The sequence below is a fragment of the Limnochorda sp. LNt genome (assembly GCF_035593265.1).
In the GTDB taxonomy this organism is placed as follows: Bacteria; Bacillota; Limnochordia; order Limnochordales; family Geochordaceae; genus Geochorda; species Geochorda subterranea.
The window spans coordinates 2,873,760-2,893,361 of the sequence record NZ_CP141614.1 but is presented as its reverse complement, the minus strand read 5'-3'; the positions used below and the strand labels follow the sequence as shown (position 1 = coordinate 2,893,361).

20 protein-coding genes are annotated in these 19,602 nt (G+C 65.5%); 15 read left to right on the top strand and 5 right to left on the bottom strand.

Features of this window, described 5'->3' with window-relative positions; all coding sequences use genetic code 11:
- Positions 1-12 precede the first annotated feature (12 nt).
- From VLY81_RS13875 to VLY81_RS13855, 5 genes are all read left to right on the top strand, one after another.
- Positions 13-1,938, top strand: coding sequence for a glycoside hydrolase family 127 protein (locus VLY81_RS13875; protein ID WP_324668818.1), 1,926 nt, complete (start codon positions 13-15; stop codon positions 1,936-1,938).
- A gap of 29 nt (positions 1,939-1,967) precedes the next feature.
- On the top strand, positions 1,968-3,263 hold the full coding sequence (locus tag VLY81_RS13870; protein ID WP_324668817.1) for an ABC transporter substrate-binding protein: 1,296 nt from the start codon (positions 1,968-1,970) through the stop codon (positions 3,261-3,263).
- A gap of 88 nt (positions 3,264-3,351) precedes the next feature.
- Positions 3,352-4,227, top strand: coding sequence for a carbohydrate ABC transporter permease (locus tag VLY81_RS13865; RefSeq protein WP_324668815.1), 876 nt, complete (start codon positions 3,352-3,354; stop codon positions 4,225-4,227).
- A 13-nt stretch (positions 4,228-4,240) separates the two neighbouring features.
- A complete protein-coding gene (locus VLY81_RS13860; RefSeq protein WP_324668814.1) occupies positions 4,241-5,101 on the top strand; it encodes a carbohydrate ABC transporter permease in 861 nt (286 codons plus the stop codon).
- Between the two features lie 174 nt (positions 5,102-5,275).
- The gene (locus tag VLY81_RS13855) at positions 5,276-5,761 is read left to right on the top strand and encodes a DinB family protein (RefSeq protein ID WP_324668813.1); all 486 of its coding nucleotides are present in this window, start codon (positions 5,276-5,278) and stop codon (positions 5,759-5,761) included.
- 21 nt (positions 5,762-5,782) lie between these two features.
- Here VLY81_RS13855 and VLY81_RS13850 read toward each other — a convergent pair whose 3' ends face one another.
- Entirely contained in the window at positions 5,783-5,929 is a 147-nt protein-coding gene (locus VLY81_RS13850) for a hypothetical protein (protein WP_324668812.1), read from the bottom strand.
- 39 nt (positions 5,930-5,968) lie between these two features.
- Positions 5,969-6,217, bottom strand: coding sequence for a hypothetical protein (locus tag VLY81_RS13845; RefSeq protein WP_324668811.1), 249 nt, complete (start codon positions 6,215-6,217; stop codon positions 5,969-5,971).
- A 147-nt stretch (positions 6,218-6,364) separates the two neighbouring features.
- On the opposite strand from VLY81_RS13845, the gene VLY81_RS13840 reads away from it, so the two are divergent.
- Positions 6,365-7,297 (top strand): MBL fold metallo-hydrolase, encoded by a 933-nt coding sequence (locus VLY81_RS13840; protein ID WP_324670432.1) that lies wholly within the window; start codon positions 6,365-6,367, stop codon positions 7,295-7,297.
- Between the two features lie 85 nt (positions 7,298-7,382).
- Here VLY81_RS13840 and VLY81_RS13835 read toward each other — a convergent pair whose 3' ends face one another.
- The gene (locus tag VLY81_RS13835) at positions 7,383-7,586 is read right to left on the bottom strand and encodes a hypothetical protein (protein ID WP_324668810.1); all 204 of its coding nucleotides are present in this window, start codon (positions 7,584-7,586) and stop codon (positions 7,383-7,385) included.
- Between the two features lie 423 nt (positions 7,587-8,009).
- Positions 8,010-8,381 carry a VOC family protein gene (locus tag VLY81_RS13830; RefSeq protein ID WP_324668809.1) on the bottom strand — a complete coding sequence of 124 codons (372 nt, stop codon included), beginning with the start codon at positions 8,379-8,381 and terminating at the stop codon, positions 8,010-8,012.
- A 152-nt stretch (positions 8,382-8,533) separates the two neighbouring features.
- Here VLY81_RS13830 and VLY81_RS13825 point away from each other — a divergent pair, with 152 nt between their 5' ends.
- From VLY81_RS13825 to VLY81_RS13785, 9 genes are all read left to right on the top strand, one after another.
- Positions 8,534-9,025, top strand: a complete 492-nt coding sequence (locus VLY81_RS13825; protein WP_324668808.1) for a DinB family protein — start codon at positions 8,534-8,536, stop codon at positions 9,023-9,025.
- 250 nt (positions 9,026-9,275) lie between these two features.
- Positions 9,276-10,142, top strand: coding sequence for an IclR family transcriptional regulator (locus VLY81_RS13820; protein WP_324668807.1), 867 nt, complete (start codon positions 9,276-9,278; stop codon positions 10,140-10,142).
- A 17-nt stretch (positions 10,143-10,159) separates the two neighbouring features.
- Positions 10,160-11,128: a sugar kinase gene (locus VLY81_RS13815; protein WP_324668806.1), complete on the top strand. Its 969-nt coding sequence runs from the start codon at positions 10,160-10,162 to the stop codon at positions 11,126-11,128.
- A gap of 83 nt (positions 11,129-11,211) precedes the next feature.
- Complete coding sequence (locus tag VLY81_RS13810; RefSeq protein ID WP_324668805.1) at positions 11,212-11,670, top strand: RidA family protein; 459 nt, start codon at positions 11,212-11,214, stop codon at positions 11,668-11,670.
- A gap of 48 nt (positions 11,671-11,718) precedes the next feature.
- A complete protein-coding gene (locus VLY81_RS13805) occupies positions 11,719-12,843 on the top strand; it encodes an aminotransferase class V-fold PLP-dependent enzyme (RefSeq protein WP_324668804.1) in 1,125 nt (374 codons plus the stop codon).
- Positions 12,844-12,930: 87 nt separating this feature from the next.
- Entirely contained in the window at positions 12,931-14,463 is a 1,533-nt protein-coding gene (locus VLY81_RS13800) for an ABC transporter substrate-binding protein (protein WP_324668803.1), read from the top strand.
- 35 nt (positions 14,464-14,498) lie between these two features.
- A complete protein-coding gene (locus tag VLY81_RS13795; RefSeq protein ID WP_324668802.1) occupies positions 14,499-15,440 on the top strand; it encodes an ABC transporter permease in 942 nt (313 codons plus the stop codon).
- A 31-nt stretch (positions 15,441-15,471) separates the two neighbouring features.
- Positions 15,472-16,335, top strand: a complete 864-nt coding sequence (locus VLY81_RS13790) for an ABC transporter permease (protein ID WP_324670431.1) — start codon at positions 15,472-15,474, stop codon at positions 16,333-16,335.
- A gap of 39 nt (positions 16,336-16,374) precedes the next feature.
- Complete coding sequence (locus VLY81_RS13785) at positions 16,375-17,979, top strand: N-acyl-D-amino-acid deacylase family protein (RefSeq protein WP_324668801.1); 1,605 nt, start codon at positions 16,375-16,377, stop codon at positions 17,977-17,979.
- Between the two features lie 546 nt (positions 17,980-18,525).
- On the opposite strand, the gene VLY81_RS13780 is transcribed toward VLY81_RS13785, so the two are convergent.
- Positions 18,526-19,599 (bottom strand): IS110 family RNA-guided transposase, encoded by a 1,074-nt coding sequence (locus VLY81_RS13780; protein ID WP_324668800.1) that lies wholly within the window; start codon positions 19,597-19,599, stop codon positions 18,526-18,528.
- Between the last annotated feature and the right edge of the window lie 3 nt (positions 19,600-19,602).

Genomic DNA, 19,602 nt, shown 5'->3' with positions numbered 1-19,602 from the left:
GATCAGGTAGTCATGGGCACTCCTCGGACCCTCGAGCCTGTCCAGCTCCGACGGGTCGACGTCGGCGGCCCGTTTTGGGCCACACGACTCGAGGTCAATCGCCGCCGTACCATCCCCGCCATCCATCGGCAACTCGTCGAGACGGGGCGGCTCGACGCGTACCGGTCGGGCGGCGGCCGCGGGGATCGCCCGACGCCGCACCTGTTCTGGGACTCGGACGTGGCCAAGTGGATCGAGGCAGCGGCTTACGCCCTCGCGAGCCGGCCGGACCCGGCGCTGCAGGCCCTGGTGCGGGACGCGGTGGTACGCTTGGCCTCTATCCAGCAGCCCGACGGCTACCTCAACGTCTACTTCACGACCGTCGCGCCGGCCAAGCGGTGGACCAACCTCGGGATGTGGCACGAGCTCTATTGCGCGGGTCACCTGATCGAGGCCGGCGTGGCCCTCTACGAGGCGACAGGCGATCGCTCCCTGCTGGATGTGGTCGTCCGATACGCTGACCACATCGACGACACGTTCGGTCCCGGCCGGCGACCGGGCTGTTGCGGTCACCCGGAGATCGAGCTGGCCCTGGTGAGGCTCTACCGTACGACACAGGAGCCTCGCTACCTCGCGCTGAGCCAGTTCTTCCTGGACCAGCGCGGCAGGCGACCGTCCGTCTTCGACGAGGAGCTCCGGCGGCTCCCACCCGAGGATGCCGAGCTCAACCGGCGGTACCTGATGCGGGACGGGCGCTTCGACTCCACCTACTGCCAGGATCACCTGCCGGTACGTGACCAGTTCGAGGTGGTCGGCCATGCCGTGCGGGCGATGTACCTCGGCGCCGGCATGGTCGACGTGGGGATGGAGACGGGAGACGCTACGCTGGTGTCGGCGGCTCGCCGGATCTGGGAGAGCGCTACTGGCCGCAAGATGTACGTCACTGGCGGACTTGGCTCCCGCCGGGATATCGAGGGCTTCGGCCCCGACTACGAGCTGCCTGACGAGGACGCCTATGCCGAGACGTGCGCGACTGTCGGTCTCATCCTGCTCTCGCACCGGCTCTTCCACGCCGACCCGCACGGTCGCTACATCGACGTGCTGGAGAGGGCCCTCTACAACGGCCTTCTGGCAGGGGTGTCGCTGGACGGAGAGACCTTCTTCTACGAGAACCCGCTTGCCAGCCGCGGCCATCATCACCGCCAGCCCTGGTACGAGGTGGCCTGCTGCCCTCCCAACCTGGCCCGGTTGCTAGCGTCACTTGGGCAGTACGCCTACTCCGAGGGGCCGCAGGAGGCCTTCGTACACCTCTATGTCGGAGGAAAGGCTGACCTCGTTTGCGGGGACGTCCGGGTGACGCTGCACCAGCAGACGGATTACCCGTGGGACGGTCGGGTGCGCCTGACCGTCGTGCCCGACAAACCGATCACGCTCACCCTCCACCTGCGGGTGCCAGGGTGGTGCCCTGACTGGTCCGTCTCCGTCAACGGTGAACCGCTGGCAGACGCGTCGAGTCCTGGCGCCCAGGCGAAGGCCGTGCCCGGCTACGTGGCCCTCGACCGCTTCTGGCGGCCAGGTGACACCGTGGAACTGACTCTGGCAATGCCAGTACAGCGGCTCTACGGTCACCCCCGATCCCGGGATCTCGTCGGGCGGGTCGCACTGCAACGCGGGCCCCTGATCTACTGCCTGGAGCAGCACGACAACGGCCCGGGACTCGACCGTGTCGTGCTTCCGTCGGATGCACCCATCGAGAGCCGATTGGATGAGGCGCTGCTGGGTGGGGTCGTCGTGCTGTCGGCGGAGGCGTCGCAGCTCCAAGAGACCGACTGGGAGGGAGGACTGTATCGTGCGTCGTCTCCTGTCCTGCACCGTCGACCCATCGTGGCTATCCCGTACTTCGCCTGGGACAATCGGTCGCCGGGCGAGATGAGGGTCTGGCTTCGCGACCGCTCGTGAGCGGAGAGCGAGGAAGGGGGAGAGCACCCATGGTGGCTTCGCAGGTGGATGGCGTCACGCGCCGGGAGCTCCTCAAGAAGGCTGCTGCCGTGGCGGCCGGAGCGACGGCCGGGAGCGCCCTGTGGGGCAAGACCGTCTACGTATCGAAGGCAGCCGCTCGTACCATCACCGTCGGCGTCGGCGGGTGGGCTGTCGACGCCATGAACCAGATCGTCCGCGACATGGGGTTCACGCGGGATACGGGCATCCAGGTCAGCATCCAGGTCCGACCCGGCGCTCCCCCCGAGTTCATCTCGCAGATGGCGAGCGCCGTCAACGCCGGGACCAGCCCCTACGACGTGGTCGACATCGAGGACGAGGCGGCCATCACTCTCTCGCGGCTGGGGTGGCTCGAGCCTCTCGACGGGTTGCTGGCGTCGGACTTCTGGGAGGACTTCTCCCCTGACATGCTGGCGATGGTCGAGGTATGGCACCGCTACCGGGGCGAGACCTTCCGCATCCCCCACAATTACGAGGCCCAGTACTTCTGGTATCGTAAGGACTGGTTCGACCGGGAGGGCCTGAGACCACCCGAGACGTGGGCCGAGATGGTTGAGGCGGGCAAGCGATTCACCCGTGGGGACGTGTGGGGTGTCTCGGACGGCCTCGCCAAGGGCGCTTACCTCAACGTGTTCGTGGGCTATCTCACCCTGCAGGCAGGCGGCAACATCTATGAGTTCGGTGAGCCGGCCAGGGTCGCCCTCACGTTCCTTTACGACATGATCTACACCCACCGCATCTTCCCCATCGGGGCGCTCAACAAGGACTACGACGCCCTCAACGTCGACTATATGAACGACCGGGTCGCCATGATGCGCCAGTGGCCGTACTTCTGGGACGTCTCTCGCGGCAATGAGGCGTGGTGGCGCGAGGAGAAGACCGCCATCTCCCTCCCACCGGCGGGACCAAGAGGCAACGCCCGTACGTACGCGGCCGCATGGGGTTGGGTGATCCCCCGGACGGCGCCCAACAAGGACGCTGCCCGGGAGTTCGTGCGGTGGATCGTGGCGAAGGAGAACGCCCCCCGGCTCGCGGCCATCAGCACATGGTTCTTGAGCGCCCGCAAGTCCGTGCTCGACGCGGTGGGTGACCAGGGCATCGCACCCTACCTGCGACAGTACAGCGAGGCGGGTGCCATCGGGACCCGGCCCTTCCACCCCCGCTACTTCGAGGCGGTCAGCGTGGTGGAGGACCTGGTCTCGGCCTATCTCACCAACCAGATGAGCCTGGACGACGTCATCCGAAACGGACGGGACCGTATCGCTCGCCTCGGCGGCATGGGCTGATCGGGTCGACTCGATGGGGGGACGGGTGCCGGGAGCCGGGGCCGACCCGGCACTCGCCCCCTTCCTTCGGATGGGAGAGGGCGAGAGGATGAGCCGTCGACGACAGGTCCTGCTCTTCCTGGCGCTCGCCACGCCGGTGGTGGTGCTCCGCCTGGCCACGTCCCTCTATCCCCTCCTGCACACCCTCTACCTGAGCGCCTTTGAGAGCAGCCTCCTGGCGGGCTCGAGCCAGTACGTCGGGTTGCGCAACTACGTGGAGATGTGGCGCGACCCGGCTATCCGTGACAGCGTCTCGTTCACGGTGCTCTTCGTGCTGGGCTCGACGCTCCTCGAGCTCGTGCTGGCCTTCCCGCTGGCGCTATTGCTCAACGCGTCCTTTCGCGGCCGGCGGCTGGCGCGCACGGTCAACCTGCTGCCCTGGGCTATCCCCACCGTGGTGGCTGCCATCGGCTTTCGCTGGTTCTTCGACGACCAGTACGGGATGTTCGTCGATGCCGTCCACCGCCTGGCGGGGGTGCGTCCGGCCATCCTGGTCGACCCGTGGCCGGCCCGCCTGGCCGTCATCGGGGCCAACGTCTGGAAGAACACCCCCTTCCTGGCCGTCATCCTCCTGGCAGGGCTGCAGGGCGTGCCGAAAGAGCTCTACGAGGCGGCGGTCATCGACGGCGCGAGCGCCGTGCAGTGCACCCGCTACATCACGCTTCCATTCTGCGCAGGGTTGCTGTCGACGCTGGGGATCTTCTTCATCCTCTGGCAGCTGGCCAGCTTCGATCTGGTCTACGGCATGACCCAGGGGGGGCCTGGGACGGCGACCTCCGTCGTCAGCTACCGGATCCTGCAGCTAGCGGTGCTCTGGTTCAACTACGGGATGGCCTCCGCCCTGAGCGTCGTCCTGTTTCTCCTCGTCCTGGTGGTGGGTGTGATGGGCGTGACCCTTTTGCGCCGGTTCGACGTGGGGCTGTAGGGGTGATGGGCGCATGGCCCGCATGATGATGAGCGGCCGGTCGTGGCGACGCCTGGGCCGGGCGGGACTGCTGTATGGGGCGCTGGGGCTGTTCGTAGTGGTGACGCTGTGGCCCTTCTACTCCATGGCCGTGGCCTCCATCACCCCCAAGGAGCTGGTCTTCTCGGTGCCGCCCGTCTATCTGCCCAAACCGACGCTGGCCAACTTCGTGGCGCTGGTGGAGCAGCTTCCCTTCACGGCCTACCTGCGCAACTCGCTGCTGTTCGCCATCGGTTCGGCGGTGGTGTCGGTGGCGGCGGCATTCCTGGCCGCGTACGGCTTCGTGCGCTTCCCCGTGCCGGGCAGCGGCCTCATCCTCGTCGCGCTCATCGCCTCGATGGGGCTGCCCGAGATCGTGACGGTCATCCCGCTCTACCTGGTGCTCAATGAGCTGCGGCTCATCAACACGGTGACCGGCCTGGTGCTGGTGATGGGGAGCGTGCTGGCGCCGTTCACGGTGTGGGCGCTGGTCTCGTTCATGCGGCAGGTGCCCAAGGAGATGGAGGAGGCGGCGCTCATCGACGGGGCGTCGCTGTGGCAGCTGCTGGGCCGGGTGGTCATCCCCGTGATGCGCCCGAGTCTGGCCACCCTATTGCTCATCAACCTCATCTCCAGCTGGAACTATCTCCTCTACCCCCTCGTCTTCACCGCCAGCCCCCGTGCCAAGACCCTGACGGTGGCCATCACCGAGGTCTTCCAGGCCCGCACGCCCTACGGACGCCCCTGGGAACTCATCAGCGCACTCGGCGTCGTGATGGTGGTGCCGATGATGCTGCTGGTCTTCGTGGCCGAACGGGCCATCGTCAGCGGGCTCACGCGCGGGTCGGTGAAGTGAGGGGGCGTGGCCGTTACGGTCGCGGGACGTGTTGCTCGCTGGGAGCGCTCATCCAGCGTCCGCCCGGGGCGCCGGCCCGGCAGGAGCGTGCCGCCGGGCTCCGAAGGTCCGGCTGATGAGCCGGCCGACAGAGTTCCTCGCGGCCGGTGGTAGCCGGGGAGAGGAGCGCGCACGATGACGATCGGAGCGTCTACACTGGTGGATTGGCTGGAGTCCTCGTGGGAGGGCGCCTATCATACGCCCATCGGCAGGGCCATCGAGGGCCTGACCGCCGCCCATGTGTTCTGGCGGCCGGCGCCCGAGCGCCACTCCATCTGGCATAACGTCATGCACATGGCCTACTGGCGGGAGTACTTCATCCGATCGCTGGAGGGGGAGACGGCCTTCCCGTCCAAGGCGGAGCTCGAGGCCCACAACTGGCCCCGCCATCCCGACCCGGCCGACGATGCCGCGTGGGAGGCGGCCCGACGGCGCCTGGCGGCGACCCAGGAGCGGCTGGTCACGCTGTTGCGGTCACGCCCGGTGGAGCGCCTCGAGGCGCCGCTCTGGGGCGATGAGACGGTGGCGCACGCCATCGTGCACTACATGCGCCACGACAGCTACCACCTGGGGCAGATCATGCTACTCCGGGCATTGCAAGGCCTTCCGCCCATCGACTGAGGCTCGCCGCGCTCGTACCCGTCACGTCCGGGGATCGTCGGCGCTCCGCCGCAGGCGGTCGGCGAGGGCCTGCGCGTCATGGGCGACCCGGCTGTAGCGCGGATCGGGCTCGGAAGTCTCCAGGCGGTGCAGATACGGCCAGTCGAGCTCCTCCCAGTAGGCCGCCATCAGCTGAACCGCCCACTCCTTTCCAACCGCCGGGGCACGCTAACGAACCGGACGAACTCCTCCCGGGTCATCGGCCTTGACGAGCCTCCATCGGCGGGGCCCGATTCGCTCGAATTGCCGGTCTTGCCGTACGAGCCGGATGGTGAGTTGCACCAGCGCCTCCAGGGCCTGCGGATCTCGGGGCTTGCGACGAGGGCTGTGGCGCAATGGGTTGAAGGCCCGTAGCCACAACGCCCGAGCCTCCGGAAGCGGCCCCTCTCCCATCCAACGGAACCGTCGCTGCGTCATGGTCGTCACCTGCGGTGTCCACCGGCGTCGGCCCCATTATAAAATAACCGAGCGCTCGGCGCCCTCACTCGGCGCCCCGAGGACTCTCGCCGGGTACGACGAATTGCTCCCCACATCCAGCGCGCACGGGGACCAGCTGTGGCCACCATGCAGCGGCGCCATCGAGGAGAGCCGGAGCCATCTCACACCGCCCTCGCGATCCGCATCCTGGGCAGCGGGGGAGCCTTCCGTACCCCTCGCCCGGCCTGCGGGTGTCGGGTCTGCACCGAAGCCAGGGAGAAAGGCGTTCCCTACGCCCGGAGCGGACCCGGGGTCTTCGTTCATGGCCCTGACCTGCTCATCGATACCTCCGAGGACATCTACCTGCAGCTCGACCGGGCCCGGCTCGGGCAAGTCTACGGCGGGCTGTACTCTCACTGGCACCCGGACCACACGATGGGGCGCAGGGTCTGGGAGACCCTCAACGCGGACCCGCGTGGCACGCCGCCCCGCCACCGACGCAGCGAGGTCTACGTACCGACCGGGGTGCTGGAGGACTTCGAGCGATACGGGCTGATGGGGCACTTCGACTTCCTGGCCCGGCGCTTCATCGACCTGATCCCGATGCAGCCCGAGCAGCCGTACGCGATCAACGGGTACACGGTCACGGCCATCCCGCTGGCGATGGAACGTGCGTACGCGTTCCTCTTCGAGGCTCCCGGCCCCGGGTCGGACAGCCTGCGCGTGCTGGTGGCCATGGACGAGACCAGGGGATGGAGGCCACCCCCGGCGGTAAGGGGAGTGCACCTCGCGGTCATCCCGGTCGGCATCTTCGAGTTCGACCCGTTCACGGGCGAGCGCCGGATGCCTCCCGACCATCCCCTGTTGCGGGAGGAGGCTACATTCGACGAGACGCTGTCTCTGGTGGCCGAGCTGAGGGCCCGGCGCACGGTGCTCACCCACATCGAGGAGCCGGACCAGCTCGGCTATGACGACCTGCGACGACTGGAGCGACAGGAGGTCTTGCGTACCCTGCCGGCCACGTTCGCCTTCGACGGGTGTGTCGTCGACGCCGCGGGCACGGCTACAACCGGTGCGTGAGGGCGCCATGGCCCGCGCCCGCGCAGCCAGGGGGCGACGCAGACGAAGAGGCCAGGGCTCATCGCCCTGGCCTCTTGGGTCTCGCTCACAGCGCGGGGCGGCGCGACAGCCACCCGAGCAGCCTCTGCCGGACGCCGAGCAGGAGGCTCGTCTCCGGCTCTCGCCGGCGGGTATGTCGCCGCTGGTACTCGAGCGCCTCCCGGTACCGTCGCTCGGCCGCCGCCTGCTCCACTCGCTCCTCGACCAACGCCTTGGCGAGCAGGTAGTGAACGTGATGATGGGGGTACACGGTTCTCGGACTCCCTTCTCCCTGCCGAGGACCACGGCCCCCGATAAACGGTTCGGCCGTGGACCCTTGGTCTCCGGCGCCCACGGCCGACGCTCGGTTGGCTCTCGAGGAGGCCCCCGTCAGGAGGGGGGCCGGCTAGCCTTGCACCTCGCGTCGGAGATGGGCGACATCGTGACGCGGTCCATCCGCCCGCCTGCCATGCCGATGGCCGGCGTGATCGCCATGCCGCCTGCCATCGCCGATAGCCAGCAGGTCACCGGCATCGTGCCGCCACCTCCGCTCCGATTGGCACTCCTCAGGGGCCCTGCTGCGACCGTCCCGAGGGAGACGAGGAATACACTACCACGGCAGTGACAACCGTGCAAGCCCCCGCGCGTGAAGGATGTGTAACGAGACGAAAACGCTGTCGAAGCTCCGGCTCGGTCAACCCGGCTCCTGCCCCGGGCCCGCGGCCTTGAGGAGCCCCACCAGGTTGCCGCTGGGGTCGTGAAACAGCGCGTACCACCCGACCCCGGGGATCTCCGTCTCCGGCTGGACGACCCTGCCTCCCAGCGCCTTGACCCTGGCCAGGGTGGCCGGGATGTCGTGCGTGGAGACGTAGATCACCACGTCGCCCGGCCTGACGGAGCCGCCGACCGGGGTGAGGCCGCCCGTCGGCCCCGACGGCGGTGAGAGGACGACGTAGTCGGCGCCCATGGGCTGGCTCTGCCAGCCGAAGAGGGCCCGGTAAAAGGTCTGGCTCTGGGCCAGATGGGTCGACGAGAGCTCGACGTGGACGATGGAGTGCTCCGCCATCGGGCCTGCTCCGCTCCTCTCAGGATCTGGGTGAGCCATTGCGAGCCAAGCTCGACCCGTCCGGCGGGGGCCAGGATCGCGGCTCCCGCCGGTGAAGCGACACGGTACCAGCCTCGAGAGGCGTTTCGCCCGGGAAGGGGAGGAGACCTGCGATGCACGAGCGAGGACCGCAGGACGCCGGCGCCTCGGCCGGCACCATCCTGGCCGGCATGCTCCGCCTGAGCGCCGATGGACTGCTGGCGGCACTGGACGATATGAGCGACGACGAGTTACGGGCTCGCCCGCACGGCCTGGCCCCGGCACTGTGGCAGGTGGGGCACGTGGCGTTGAGCGACGCCCGGCTGGCCCGGCGGGCGGGGATGGCGGTCGACCTGCCGAAGGCGTGGAGCACCCTCTTCGCCAGGGGCACGTCGGGTGAGGGCGACCTGCCTTCACGAGACGAGGTGATCCGGCTCTTCCGGGAGGTCAACGACCGGGTGCTGGATCTCTGTGCCGGTGACCTCGCGCGCACCGTGGAGACCGCTGCCGGCCGCACCGATACCCTCGGCAACCGCCTGGCCTTCCACGTCTTCCATCGCGGCTACCACTACGGCAAGCTGATGACATTGCGGGCGCTGCTCGGCAAGCCGAGGCTGCTGGGCTGAGACCACGGCGCATGGCCGCACGAGGGACCGGCTCCCCTCGCGCGGCCCGCCTGCCGCTTTCCCGCTGTGGCGGTCTCGATAACCGTTTGCGTTTCGTGCGCGGCATCTACCCGATGACCCCATCCGGCGGCCCGACGCCGTCGGCAGTCGCCCCGATGATTGTCTCCTGAGGACGGTTTCGTTGAAAGAGGGAAACCGCCCCGGGCGTCGAAGTCGCTCTCGGCCAAGAGAGCGAAACAGGAGTTTCATAATGCGAGACACTCCATCCCTGGCGAGCGAGCCGGTGCGTCGCGGCGACGAGCCGCCTGTCGCAGAGGAATCCGAAAGGGGCGGCCCTTCGGTCCACGCCGTGGAGCGGGCGGTGCAGCTGCTGGACGCGCTGGCCCAGAGTGAGGCCGGCATCTCCGAGCTGGCCCGGGCCACCGGGCTTCATAAGGCCACGGTCCACCGGCTCATCCGCACGCTGCGGCGCCTGGGACTCGTCGAGCTCAGCCCCGACAGCACCCGCTACCGGCTCGGCCTGCGGCTGCTGGAGCTGGGGGGCCGGGTGCTGGCGCGGCTCGACCTGCGTGACGTGGCACGCCCTTACCTGATCGAGCTGCGGGACCGCACGCGGTTGACGGTGCACATGGCGGTGCTGGACGGCACGGAGGTCGTCTACATCGACAAGCTGGACTCGCCGGCCAACCTGCGGATGGCCTCCTTCGTCGGCACCCGCAGCCCTGCCTACTGCACGGCCCTGGGCAAGGCCATCCTGAGCGCCCTGGCGCCCGAGCAGACCCGGGCCATCCTGGCGCGGTCCTGCTTCGTCGCCCGCACCCGCAACACGCTGACGACCCCCGAGGCGCTGCTCGAAGAGCTGGCCGCGACCCGCGCCCGGGGTTACGCCATCGACGACATGGAAAACGAGGACGGCATCCGCTGCGTCGGGGCGCCCGTCTACCGCCACACGGGCCAGGTGGCCGCGGCCATCAGCTGCTCCGGACCCGTCTTCTCGGTGACACCCGGGGAGGTGGAGTCCCTGGGGCGTCTGGTGGCCGACGTGGCGCGGGCCATCTCGCGGGACATGGGCTACGCGGGCGAGCCGAAGCCGCCACGGGCGGGTGCCGATAGGTGAGAGTGGGAGGCGTGGACGTGACGGACAGTGCAGGCGCGGCGGACGTGGTGACGCTGGGGGAGGCCCTGATCCGCCTTTACCCGCCGCACGGGTGGACGCTGGAGCAGGCGGCGGCATGGTACGTGAGCGTGGCGGGCACGGAGGCCAACGTGGCCGTCGCTCTGGCCCGCCTGGGACGCAGGGCCTGCTGGATCTCCCGGCTCCCCCGCAACCCGCTGGGCCGCCGGGTAGTCGGCGCGCTGGCCGCAGCCGGGGTCGACGTGAGCCGGGTCGTCTGGGCCGAGGAGGGCCGGGTGGGCCTCTACTTCACCGAGACGGGCATCACGCCGGAGGACGTGCAGGTCTGGTACGACCGGGGTCAGTCGAGCTTCGCCGGCCTGGCGCCGGAGGCCATCCGGTGGGACGGGCTGGAGTCCTTCGAGCTGATGCACTTTACCGGCATCACGCCCGGGTTGGGAGAGGGCCCCCTCCAGACGGTGGAAGCGGCGGTGACCGAGGCCAGGGCCCGGGGCCTTCGAGTGAGCCTGGACGTCAACTATCGGGCACGGCTGTGGGCACCCGAGCGGGCTCGTGAGGTGCTGAAGCGCCTGTTTGCGGGGCGAGTGGATCTGCTGATCTGCTCGCGCAAGGACGCCGCGGTGGTCTTCGGTCTCGACGGAGACGAGCGGGCCTTGCGGGGGCTGCAGGAGGCCATGGGGGCACGGGTGGTGGTCCTGACCCGGGGAGCGGAGGGAGCCGTCGCCTGGGACGGCCAGCGGCAGCTGGCGGCGGGTGCCTATCGGGGCGAGATCGTGGACCGTATCGGACGGGGTGACGCGTTCGCGGCCGGACTGCTCGATGGGTACCTGGCCGGGGACCTGGAGCGGGGGCTGCAACAGGGGTGCGCCCTGGCGGCCATGGCCCAGGCTCGCTGGGGCGACCTGCTCCTTATCAGCCGAGAGGAGCTCAACGCTCTGCTCACGGGCGGCCCCCGGGATAGGCGCTGATTGGTGGTCCGCATCAAACGCGCCAAGAAGATGGGCTTCGGGAATCAGGGGCTAAACCGAAACTGCGAAAGCGGGGTAACGAGATGTCGCCGGAGGAGCGTCTAGCCCAACTCGGATTGGCGTTGCCTTCACCTCCAGCGCCTGTGGCAGCGTATGTGCCGGCCATAGTCGTAGGTAAGCTGGTCTTTGTCTCCGGTCAGGGGCCGATACGTGACGGGAAGCCAGCGTATCAGGGGGTTGTGGGGGCTGACCTCTCGGAAGAACAGGGCTATGCGGCCGCACGCCTGGCGGCGTTGAACGCTCTTGCGGTACTTAAGGCCGAACTCAGTTCCCTGTCAGAAGTCCGCCGCGTCGTGAAGTTGACGGGATGGGTACGCAGCGCGACCGGGTTCGGTCGTCAGCCGTTTGTGATTAATGGTGCTTCCGAACTGTTGGAAGCCGTCTTCGGTGATGCTGGAAAGCATGCAAGAACTGCCATCGGCACAAGTGAACTCCCGTTTGGGATCCCGGTGGAGGTGGAACTGATTGTCGCCATTGGGTGACGGTCACACCATCACTGTGGCTGATCGGGAAGCAAGGGAGGAAGCGGCTTGCGAGACATCTACGCGGATCTCGGGATGCCGCGGCTTGTCAACGCGGCCGGGACCTATACTGTATTTGGTGGGTCACGGATGCCGCGCGAGGTCATTGAGGCCATGGTATCGGCGGCTTCCTCCTTTACTCGCATCCAGGACTTCCAGGCCCGGGTACACGCCCGTATCGCCGAGCTCACTCGGAACGAAGGCGCATACGTCACGTGCGGGTGCGCCGCGGGGCTCTATCTTGCGGCGGCTGCTGCTGTATCGCTACGCTTTGGAAAGCCCTTCCGATGGCTCAAGTCTGAAGAAGTTGCTAACTCTGAGGTCGTGGTTTACAGGGCACACCGAAACCCGTACGACTGGGCTGTGCGACAATTGGGCGTTCGCCTCGTTGAGGTGGGCTACCCAAACACTATCGACCCGCCGACCGTGGATGAACTGGAGGCGTCCATCACCCAACGAACGGTGGCTATCTTCTACACCATGTCGGGGTGGACTGCTCCTGGTGCGTTGCCCTTGAAAGCGGTGATTGAGGTTGCCCGCCGCCACCGAGTGCCTGTCGTCGTAGATGCCGCAGCGCAGCTTCCGCCGGTAGAGAACCTCTGGTCGCTGACGCAGGCGGGGGCGGATGCGGCGGTTTTCAGCGGTGGCAAGGACCTGCGAGGGCCACAATCTACGGGACTGGTGCTGGGGCGCAGACAGTTTGTAGAAGCGATAGCCGAAACAGGATTTCCGACCTATGGCATCGGGCGAATGTTGAAAGTAGGCCGCGAAGAGCTAGCTGGCCTAATGGCTGCTGTCGAGCGTTACGTAAAGATGGATCATGCCGCTCGACTTCAGTGGTGTGAGCGCCAGGTACGCCTAGTCATTGAGCGTGTTGAGGCGGGAGGCCTCGGACTGCAGGCCATTCGGACCTTCCCCAACGAGGCCGGGCAACCGATCCCTCGTGCACTAGTACGTAAACCGGGTGCCCTGGGCTGGGCAGCAGCAGTGCGAGATGCGCTTCTGGCTGGAGATCCTGCCATCGCTGTGACGCTCGAAGGCGAGGACGGGGTTTACATCAATCCCATGACTTTAGAGGAGGGTGAGGCCGAGCTGGTGGTAGACAGGCTCTTGGGGGTGGCCGCAAGGTTGTAGTGTAGTGCTACGGGGATATGGACTACCGCTTGTAGCAAAGGAGGGCTCGAGAGAATGACCTGTCATCCCGTGTGTCGAGGTACCATCGTGGCGATTCTCGTCCTGACGGCAAGCCTAACCGCTATGGTTGCGCAAGCGCAAGCTGCCGCCGAGATTCCCTCCGGCGGCACTCTGAGGGTGGCAACCATAGGCGAACCTCCGAATCTGGATATCCAAATGGTACCTTCTGACTTGGTTAGCATGATTGCGCAGCACATCTTCGAGCAGCTCTTCGCGTTCGACGCGAAGTACGAGATTCGCCCGATGCTGGCAGAGTCTTACCAGATCAGCCCGGACGGACGAACATATACCATCCAGTTGCGACGGGGCGTTCGATTTCATAACGGCAAGGAAATGACATCTGAGGACGTTGTGGCCTCTTTGAGTCGGTGGGGTCGGGTGGCAAGCCGAGGCCGCATTGCGTTTCAGTACATCGACCGAGTGGAAGCCCAGGGTCCGTATACGGTCGTGCTTCATCTCCGACAGCCGTTCGCCCCGCTCCTTGCCTTCCTCGCTTTCCAAAATACGGCAGCGGCCATCTATCCTAAGTCGGTTGTCGAGCGTTTCGGCGACCAGCCAATATCGGAGTACGTCGGCACCGGCCCTTATCGGTTTGAGGAGTGGCGGCGCGACTACCGCATCCGCCTCGTACGGTTTGAGCAGTATGCGGCTCGATCAGATGAGCCGAGCGGGTTTGCGGGAAGTAAGGTCGGTTACCTCGACGCAATAGAGTTCTATCCGGTGCCCGAGGCCGGAAGCCGGCTTGCAGGCATTCTGACTGGTGACTATGATTACGCTATTCAGATTACCAAGGAAAGCTATCCAGAGGTCCAGCGGAATCCTAACGTTAAGGCCTTCACTATTCAACCAGGCCAGTGGGGATGGGTAATCTTCAACAAGAAGCAAGGCTTGATGGCAAACCAAACACTCCGGCAAGCGGCTCAGGCCGCCCTCGATATGCAGCCAATTCTTGCAGCGGCCTATGGGTTGCCGACGTTTTATCGGCTCGAGCCGTCGTATTATCCTCCGGGCACCCCCTGGTATTCTAAGGCGGGAGCGCACTACTACAACCAGAAGAACAGAGCGCTCGCTCGAGAACTGATGGGGAGGGCAGGCTACCGCGGCGAACCGATTCGCCTGATCGCCACTACGGAATATGACTACATCTACAAGATAGCTACGGTGGTGGCCGCCCAGTGGCAACAGGCGGGGTTCAACGTTGACCTGCAGATATATGACTGGGCCACACTGCTCGACCGCCGAAGCAAACCCGACGCCTATGACGCGTTCGTAACGGGCCATGCCTTCGTGCCCGATCCTTCGCTAATCACCATCTTTGGCAGCGAGTATCCGGGCTGGTGGGATAGCCCCGAGAAGAACCGTCTGCTGCAGGCCTTCAACTCGGAGATGGATCACGCACGTCGACTCGAACTTTGGAACCAGCTCCAGGAGCTCATTTACGAAGAGGTGCCGGCAATCCGGGTGGGCGAGGAGGTGCTGTTCGACATCGGTACGGCCCGCCTCGTGAACATGTGGGCGTCGCCGTGGCCCAACTTCTGGAATGTTGGGCTCCAGCGGTGAAGTCGTAATTGTCGTATATGAGGGGACGATAGGTCTTGTTGCAATACATCGGGCGCCGGCTGTTATCGCTGATAGTAGTGCTGCTCGTAGTCGCAGTCGTAGCCTTTCTACTCATTCATCTGGCCCCAGGAGACCCGGCCAGCGTCATGCTCGGACCTAACGCCACGGTGGAAGACGTGCAGCGTTTGCGACAGCAGCTGGCGCTCGATCGTCCCCTCATGGTACAGTTTGTGGCCTGGTTTAGTAGGATGATACGAGGAGACCTGGGGATCTCCCATTTCGCGCAGAGACCCGTGTCGGACATCCTCTTGGAACGCGCAGAACCGACCCTGCTCCTCGCAGGAATGGCGTTACTAGTAGCCATTATGATTGGACTGCCGGCTGGTGTAGTCGCTGCACTTCGAAGAGGCACTGTAGTTGACCAGCTTGTGATGGGGATGGCTCTACTAGGCGCCTCCGTCCCATCGTTCTGGCTGGGGCTCACTCTGATCCTGTATGTCGCGGTGGGCCTGGGATGGTTACCTGCGGCAGGCTATCTGCCTCTCCGCTCGGGTGTCCTCGACAGCCTTCGCTATTTTGTTCTGCCGTCAATCGCCCTCGGGTTCCCAAACTCGGCCCTTATTTCGCGCATTACTCGTTCCGCCATGCTTGATGTGCTGCGGGAAGATTACGTGCGAGTGGCACGCGCCAAAGGTCTAGCGATGATGCGCGTAATCTTCAAACATGCTCTGCGAAACGCGCTGGTCCCCATTATAACCGTGGTTGCGCTAACTTTCGCAGGGCTCATGGGTGGGGCGGTGGTAACCGAAACGGTGTTTGGTATCCCCGGGATCGGGCGACTTGTGGTCTCGTCTGTACTTCGACGCGATTACCCCGTGATCCAGGCCACCATCATGCTCGTCGCCGCGATTTACGTGTTGGTAAACTTGCTAGTAGACCTTGTGTACGTGTACGTAGACCCCCGCATTAAGTACTGAGACGCGCCGAGAGGGCGGTAAACCGTTGGGGATGCTGTCGACTCGAAGCCCGGGTTTGGACCCTTCCAGGGCTGTGCGCTGGGCGCGTCGTCATCGCTTAATAGCTGGGGGTTTGATGCTGACCTTGCTGGCGACTGCTTCTGGTATTCTGGCTCCCTGGCTCGCTCCTTACCCGCCAGAACAGATCAATCCCCTGAACAGACTGCAAGCTCCCTCAGCGGTTCACCCTTTCGGAACGGATGAACTGGGGCGCGACGTGCTCAGTCGCGTGCTGTTTGGCGCTCGTCTGTCGCTGTCGGTAGGGGCTCTGGTAGTCATCCTGTCAACCTCTTTGGGGACGATCTGCGGACTTCTGGCGGGGTACTTTCGATACTTGGATTCACCTATCATGCGCGTGATGGATGGTCTCATGGCCTTGCCGGACCTCTTGCTTGCCATAGCTCTGATGGCCGCTCTAGGGCCAAACATGGGCAACGTCGTGATCGCTCTCGGAATCGTCTATACGCCCAGAGTGGCGCGGGTGGTACGCAGTGCAGTGCTGATCGTACGGGAGAGAGAGTATGTCCAGGCTGCGCAGGCGCTTGGCGCCAGTTCTACCCGCGTAATCTTGCGCCACGTTCTGCCTAACGCTGCGTCACCTCTCATTGTTCAGGCCAGTTTCACGTTCGCCTTTTCCGTTCTGGGCGAAGCGTCACTGAGCTTTCTTGGCGTGGGAGTTCCCCCCGGCGTGCCGAGCTGGGGTAACATCCTGGCGGGTGGCCGTCAATACATGACGGTGGCCCCCTGGATCGCGTGGTTCCCTGGCCTCGCCATTGTATTAACGGTGCTGGGGCTGAATCTGCTTGGTGATGGTCTGCGCGACCTACTGGATCCGAGGTTGCGGCGTCTCGGTTGACCTCTTCTCGAATCACGTTGGGAAGGAGCAAGTGGAAATATGACATTCGACCTCATCATTGCCGACGGCCTTGTCGTAGACGGCACGGGTGCTCCTCCCCGTCGCGCCGACGTGGGCATCGTTGGGGACCGGATTGTCGCTGTCGCGGACCTTAGCAGCGCGAACGCTATCCGGCGACTGGATGCCTCCGGGCAGATCGTGGCTCCGGGGTTCATCGACATGCACACCCATTCGGACCTTGCGCTGCTTGCGGATGGTCGGGCCGAAAGTACTGTGCGGCAGGGGATCACTACCCAAGTGATCGGTAATTGCGGTCTCTCACCGGCCCCTATCACCAACCAAGTTAAGGAGGACGTGCGTAAGTCGCTAGGTATCTATGACTACGGCGTCGAGTGGACGTGGGAAAGTTTTGGCGATTACCTCCAGGTTCTGCGTCAGGCCCGGTTTGCTACCCACGTAGTGCCCCTGGTCGGGCATGGATCGATTCGTTCTGCCGCGATGGGTTTCGACAAACGGCCTCCGACAGCCGACGAACTCGAAACCATGCACCACCTGGTGACAGAAGCCATGGAGGCGGGGGCCTTCGGCATGTCTACTGGGCTCGTATACCCTCCAGGCATGTACAGCGACACTTCCGAACTGATTGAACTATCCAAGATTGTGGCGCGCTATGGTGGTTTCTACGCCTCTCACATGCGCGGCGAGGCGTCGACCGTGGTGGATTCAGTGCGAGAGGCGCTGCAGATTGGCAGGGAAGCAGGGGTACGTGTGCAGATCTCGCACCACAAGGCTGCCGGCCGGGTGAACTGGGGGAGAGTTCGGGTTACTTATTCGCTGATTGAGGAGGCAGCCCGGAACCTTGACGTCACGTATGACATTTACCCGTATACGGCCGGTAGTGCCAATCTGAGCCAGTTACTACCGCCTTGGGTGCATGTCGGAGGCACGCAGGCAATGCTGGCGCGCCTCAAGGATTCTGAGTTGCGGCCCCGCATTCGCTACGATGTTATCCATGGTACACCGGACTGGCCCAACTTCTTCCCCGTTGATTGGAAGGATATTCAGATTGCCCACGTAGGTAGTGAGAGAAACCGTTGGATGCAAGGGTTAACCGTGCAGGAGGTAGCTGACCAGGTTGGCCAGGATCCTGTCGAGTTTATGATGGATCTTATCGTCGAAGAGGATAACCAGGTTTCCATGGTCAACTTCGTCATGTCGCAAGACGACGTAGATTTCCTGATCCCGAAGCCGCAGTCTATGTTCGGTTCCGACGGTTGGTCGATCACCCCGGGAGGTCCAACTGGTAGCGGCCATCCGCATCCTCGTTGCTATGGAACGTTCCCGAGGGTTCTTGGACACTACGTAAGAGAACGACGGCTCCTCTCTCTTGAAGAGGCCATCCACAAGATGACAGGAAAAGCGTCACAGAAGCTGGGCCTTTCTCGGCGTGGGGAGGTTCGGGAGGGGTACTACGCTGACCTTGTCGTCTTCGATCCCGGTACGATAGCGGACCGGGCGACCTTTGCCAACCCGCACCAATTCCCTGTCGGCGTTACTTGGGTCCTGGTCGACGGCCAGATAGCGGTTGACCGATGTATGGCCAGTTCCGTCCTTAACGGAAAGGTGCTCACTCCCTCCAGGTAGGCCAGACACGGAGACAGGAAGGTAGCCGTGGGTTGCGGAGGTTACAGGGTTGTGGGTATGGCGCTCTCTGTCAAGGTGCCGGTTGTGGAAAACCTGTGCACGCAGCAGCAGCTTGCGCCTGATATGAACGAGGCCGTCAACCCCCGTTGTGATCCGCCGGGGTGGAGCCGGGCCGGGGATGTCGTCGACGGTTGGCACCCTGATATCCGCGGGTTGGCTACCGCATGGTACGCCATCCGTCGGGGAGCTGCCTCGAACTAGCGACGCACGTGCGGCCACCAGGCCGTGTGCATAGGCGCAATCGAGGATTCCCCCCACCGGTCCCCGGTCCGTCCCGGCTCACCCGGTCGGCCGGATCCCTGTTGAACCTCGTCCTGCCGCCCTCCGCCCTCCCGTCAGGCTGCTATCCGATCCCACGGCCTATGTGCTGAGGTGGCTGGGCGAGCGGGTCGATCAAATCGTTGACCGCAGCCCTTATGCGATCAAGCAGACTCGGAAAGGAGCCCAACCGAAAGCCGCTGCTTGAGGAAAGCCCTTGACAGGGGATCATGGGTGTACAACGCCAGCCCGAGCCACCGCGGTCGCCGCCACCGTCGCAGGCTTGCCCCGGCTGAGCAGGCGCCAGTACTTGCGGTGCAGCCGTTGCTGCGCCTTGAGGGAGATGCGCAGGACGTCGGGGTCGACCCCCTGTTGGTGGCTGCGCAAGGGAGCCTTCACGGCGGGCCGGTGGCGATACGCCCAGGCCGCTTCCCCCAGCACAAACCGGACGTGCGCGTTGCCGGTCTTGGTGATCCCGCTCCGGCGGGTCTGGACGCCGCTCGAATGCTCGCGGGGCACCAGCCCTGCGTACGCCATCAGCTGGGCCGGGCTGCGAAAGCGGGAGAACACCCCAATCTCGGCCACCAGCGTCACCGCCGTGACCTCCCGGACCCCCTTGAGGGCTTGCAACGCCTGGATGACCGGCGCCCGGCGACCCTCGGTGGCCATCGCGTGGATCTCCGCCTCGAGCCGCTCCACCCGGGCCTGCCGCTCATGCACCGCCTGCAGGTACTCCTGGAAGGCCACCTGGGTGGCCCGGTGGGCAAAGCCCAGGGTATCGAGCCAGCGCAGGAACGTCCGGGACCACCGCTTCGCGCCGTTGGGCGCCGCGATGCCGTGACGCAACAGGAAACTCGTGAGCTCCTGGCGGGCGCGCTTGAGGTCCCGCTTGGCGCTCTCCCGGGCCCGCACCAGGTCCCGCAGCGCCTCGTCGTCCTCGCCCGGTACCCAGACGGGCGTCAGCTCGCCGGCTCGAAGCAACTGCGCCAGCCGCAGGGCGTCGCGCCGGTCGGTCTTCACCTGGTCGCCGGGCCGAACGGGCGTCAGCGACGGCGCCACCACGATGCACCGCACCCCCAGCCCGGTCAACAACCGGTACAGCCCGTAGCCGGTGGGCCCTGCCTCGTAGCACGCCGCCAGCTGCTCCGGCGTGCCCAGCCGCCGCACCAGCTTGCGCACCGCCTCGGGCGTGTTCGGCACGCTGCCCAGGTACCGGGGCGGTGCCGCCCCTCGCTCCGCCACGGCCACTGCGATCGTGTCCTTTGCCACGTCCAGCCCCACGAACTTCGTGATAGAATCCACCTG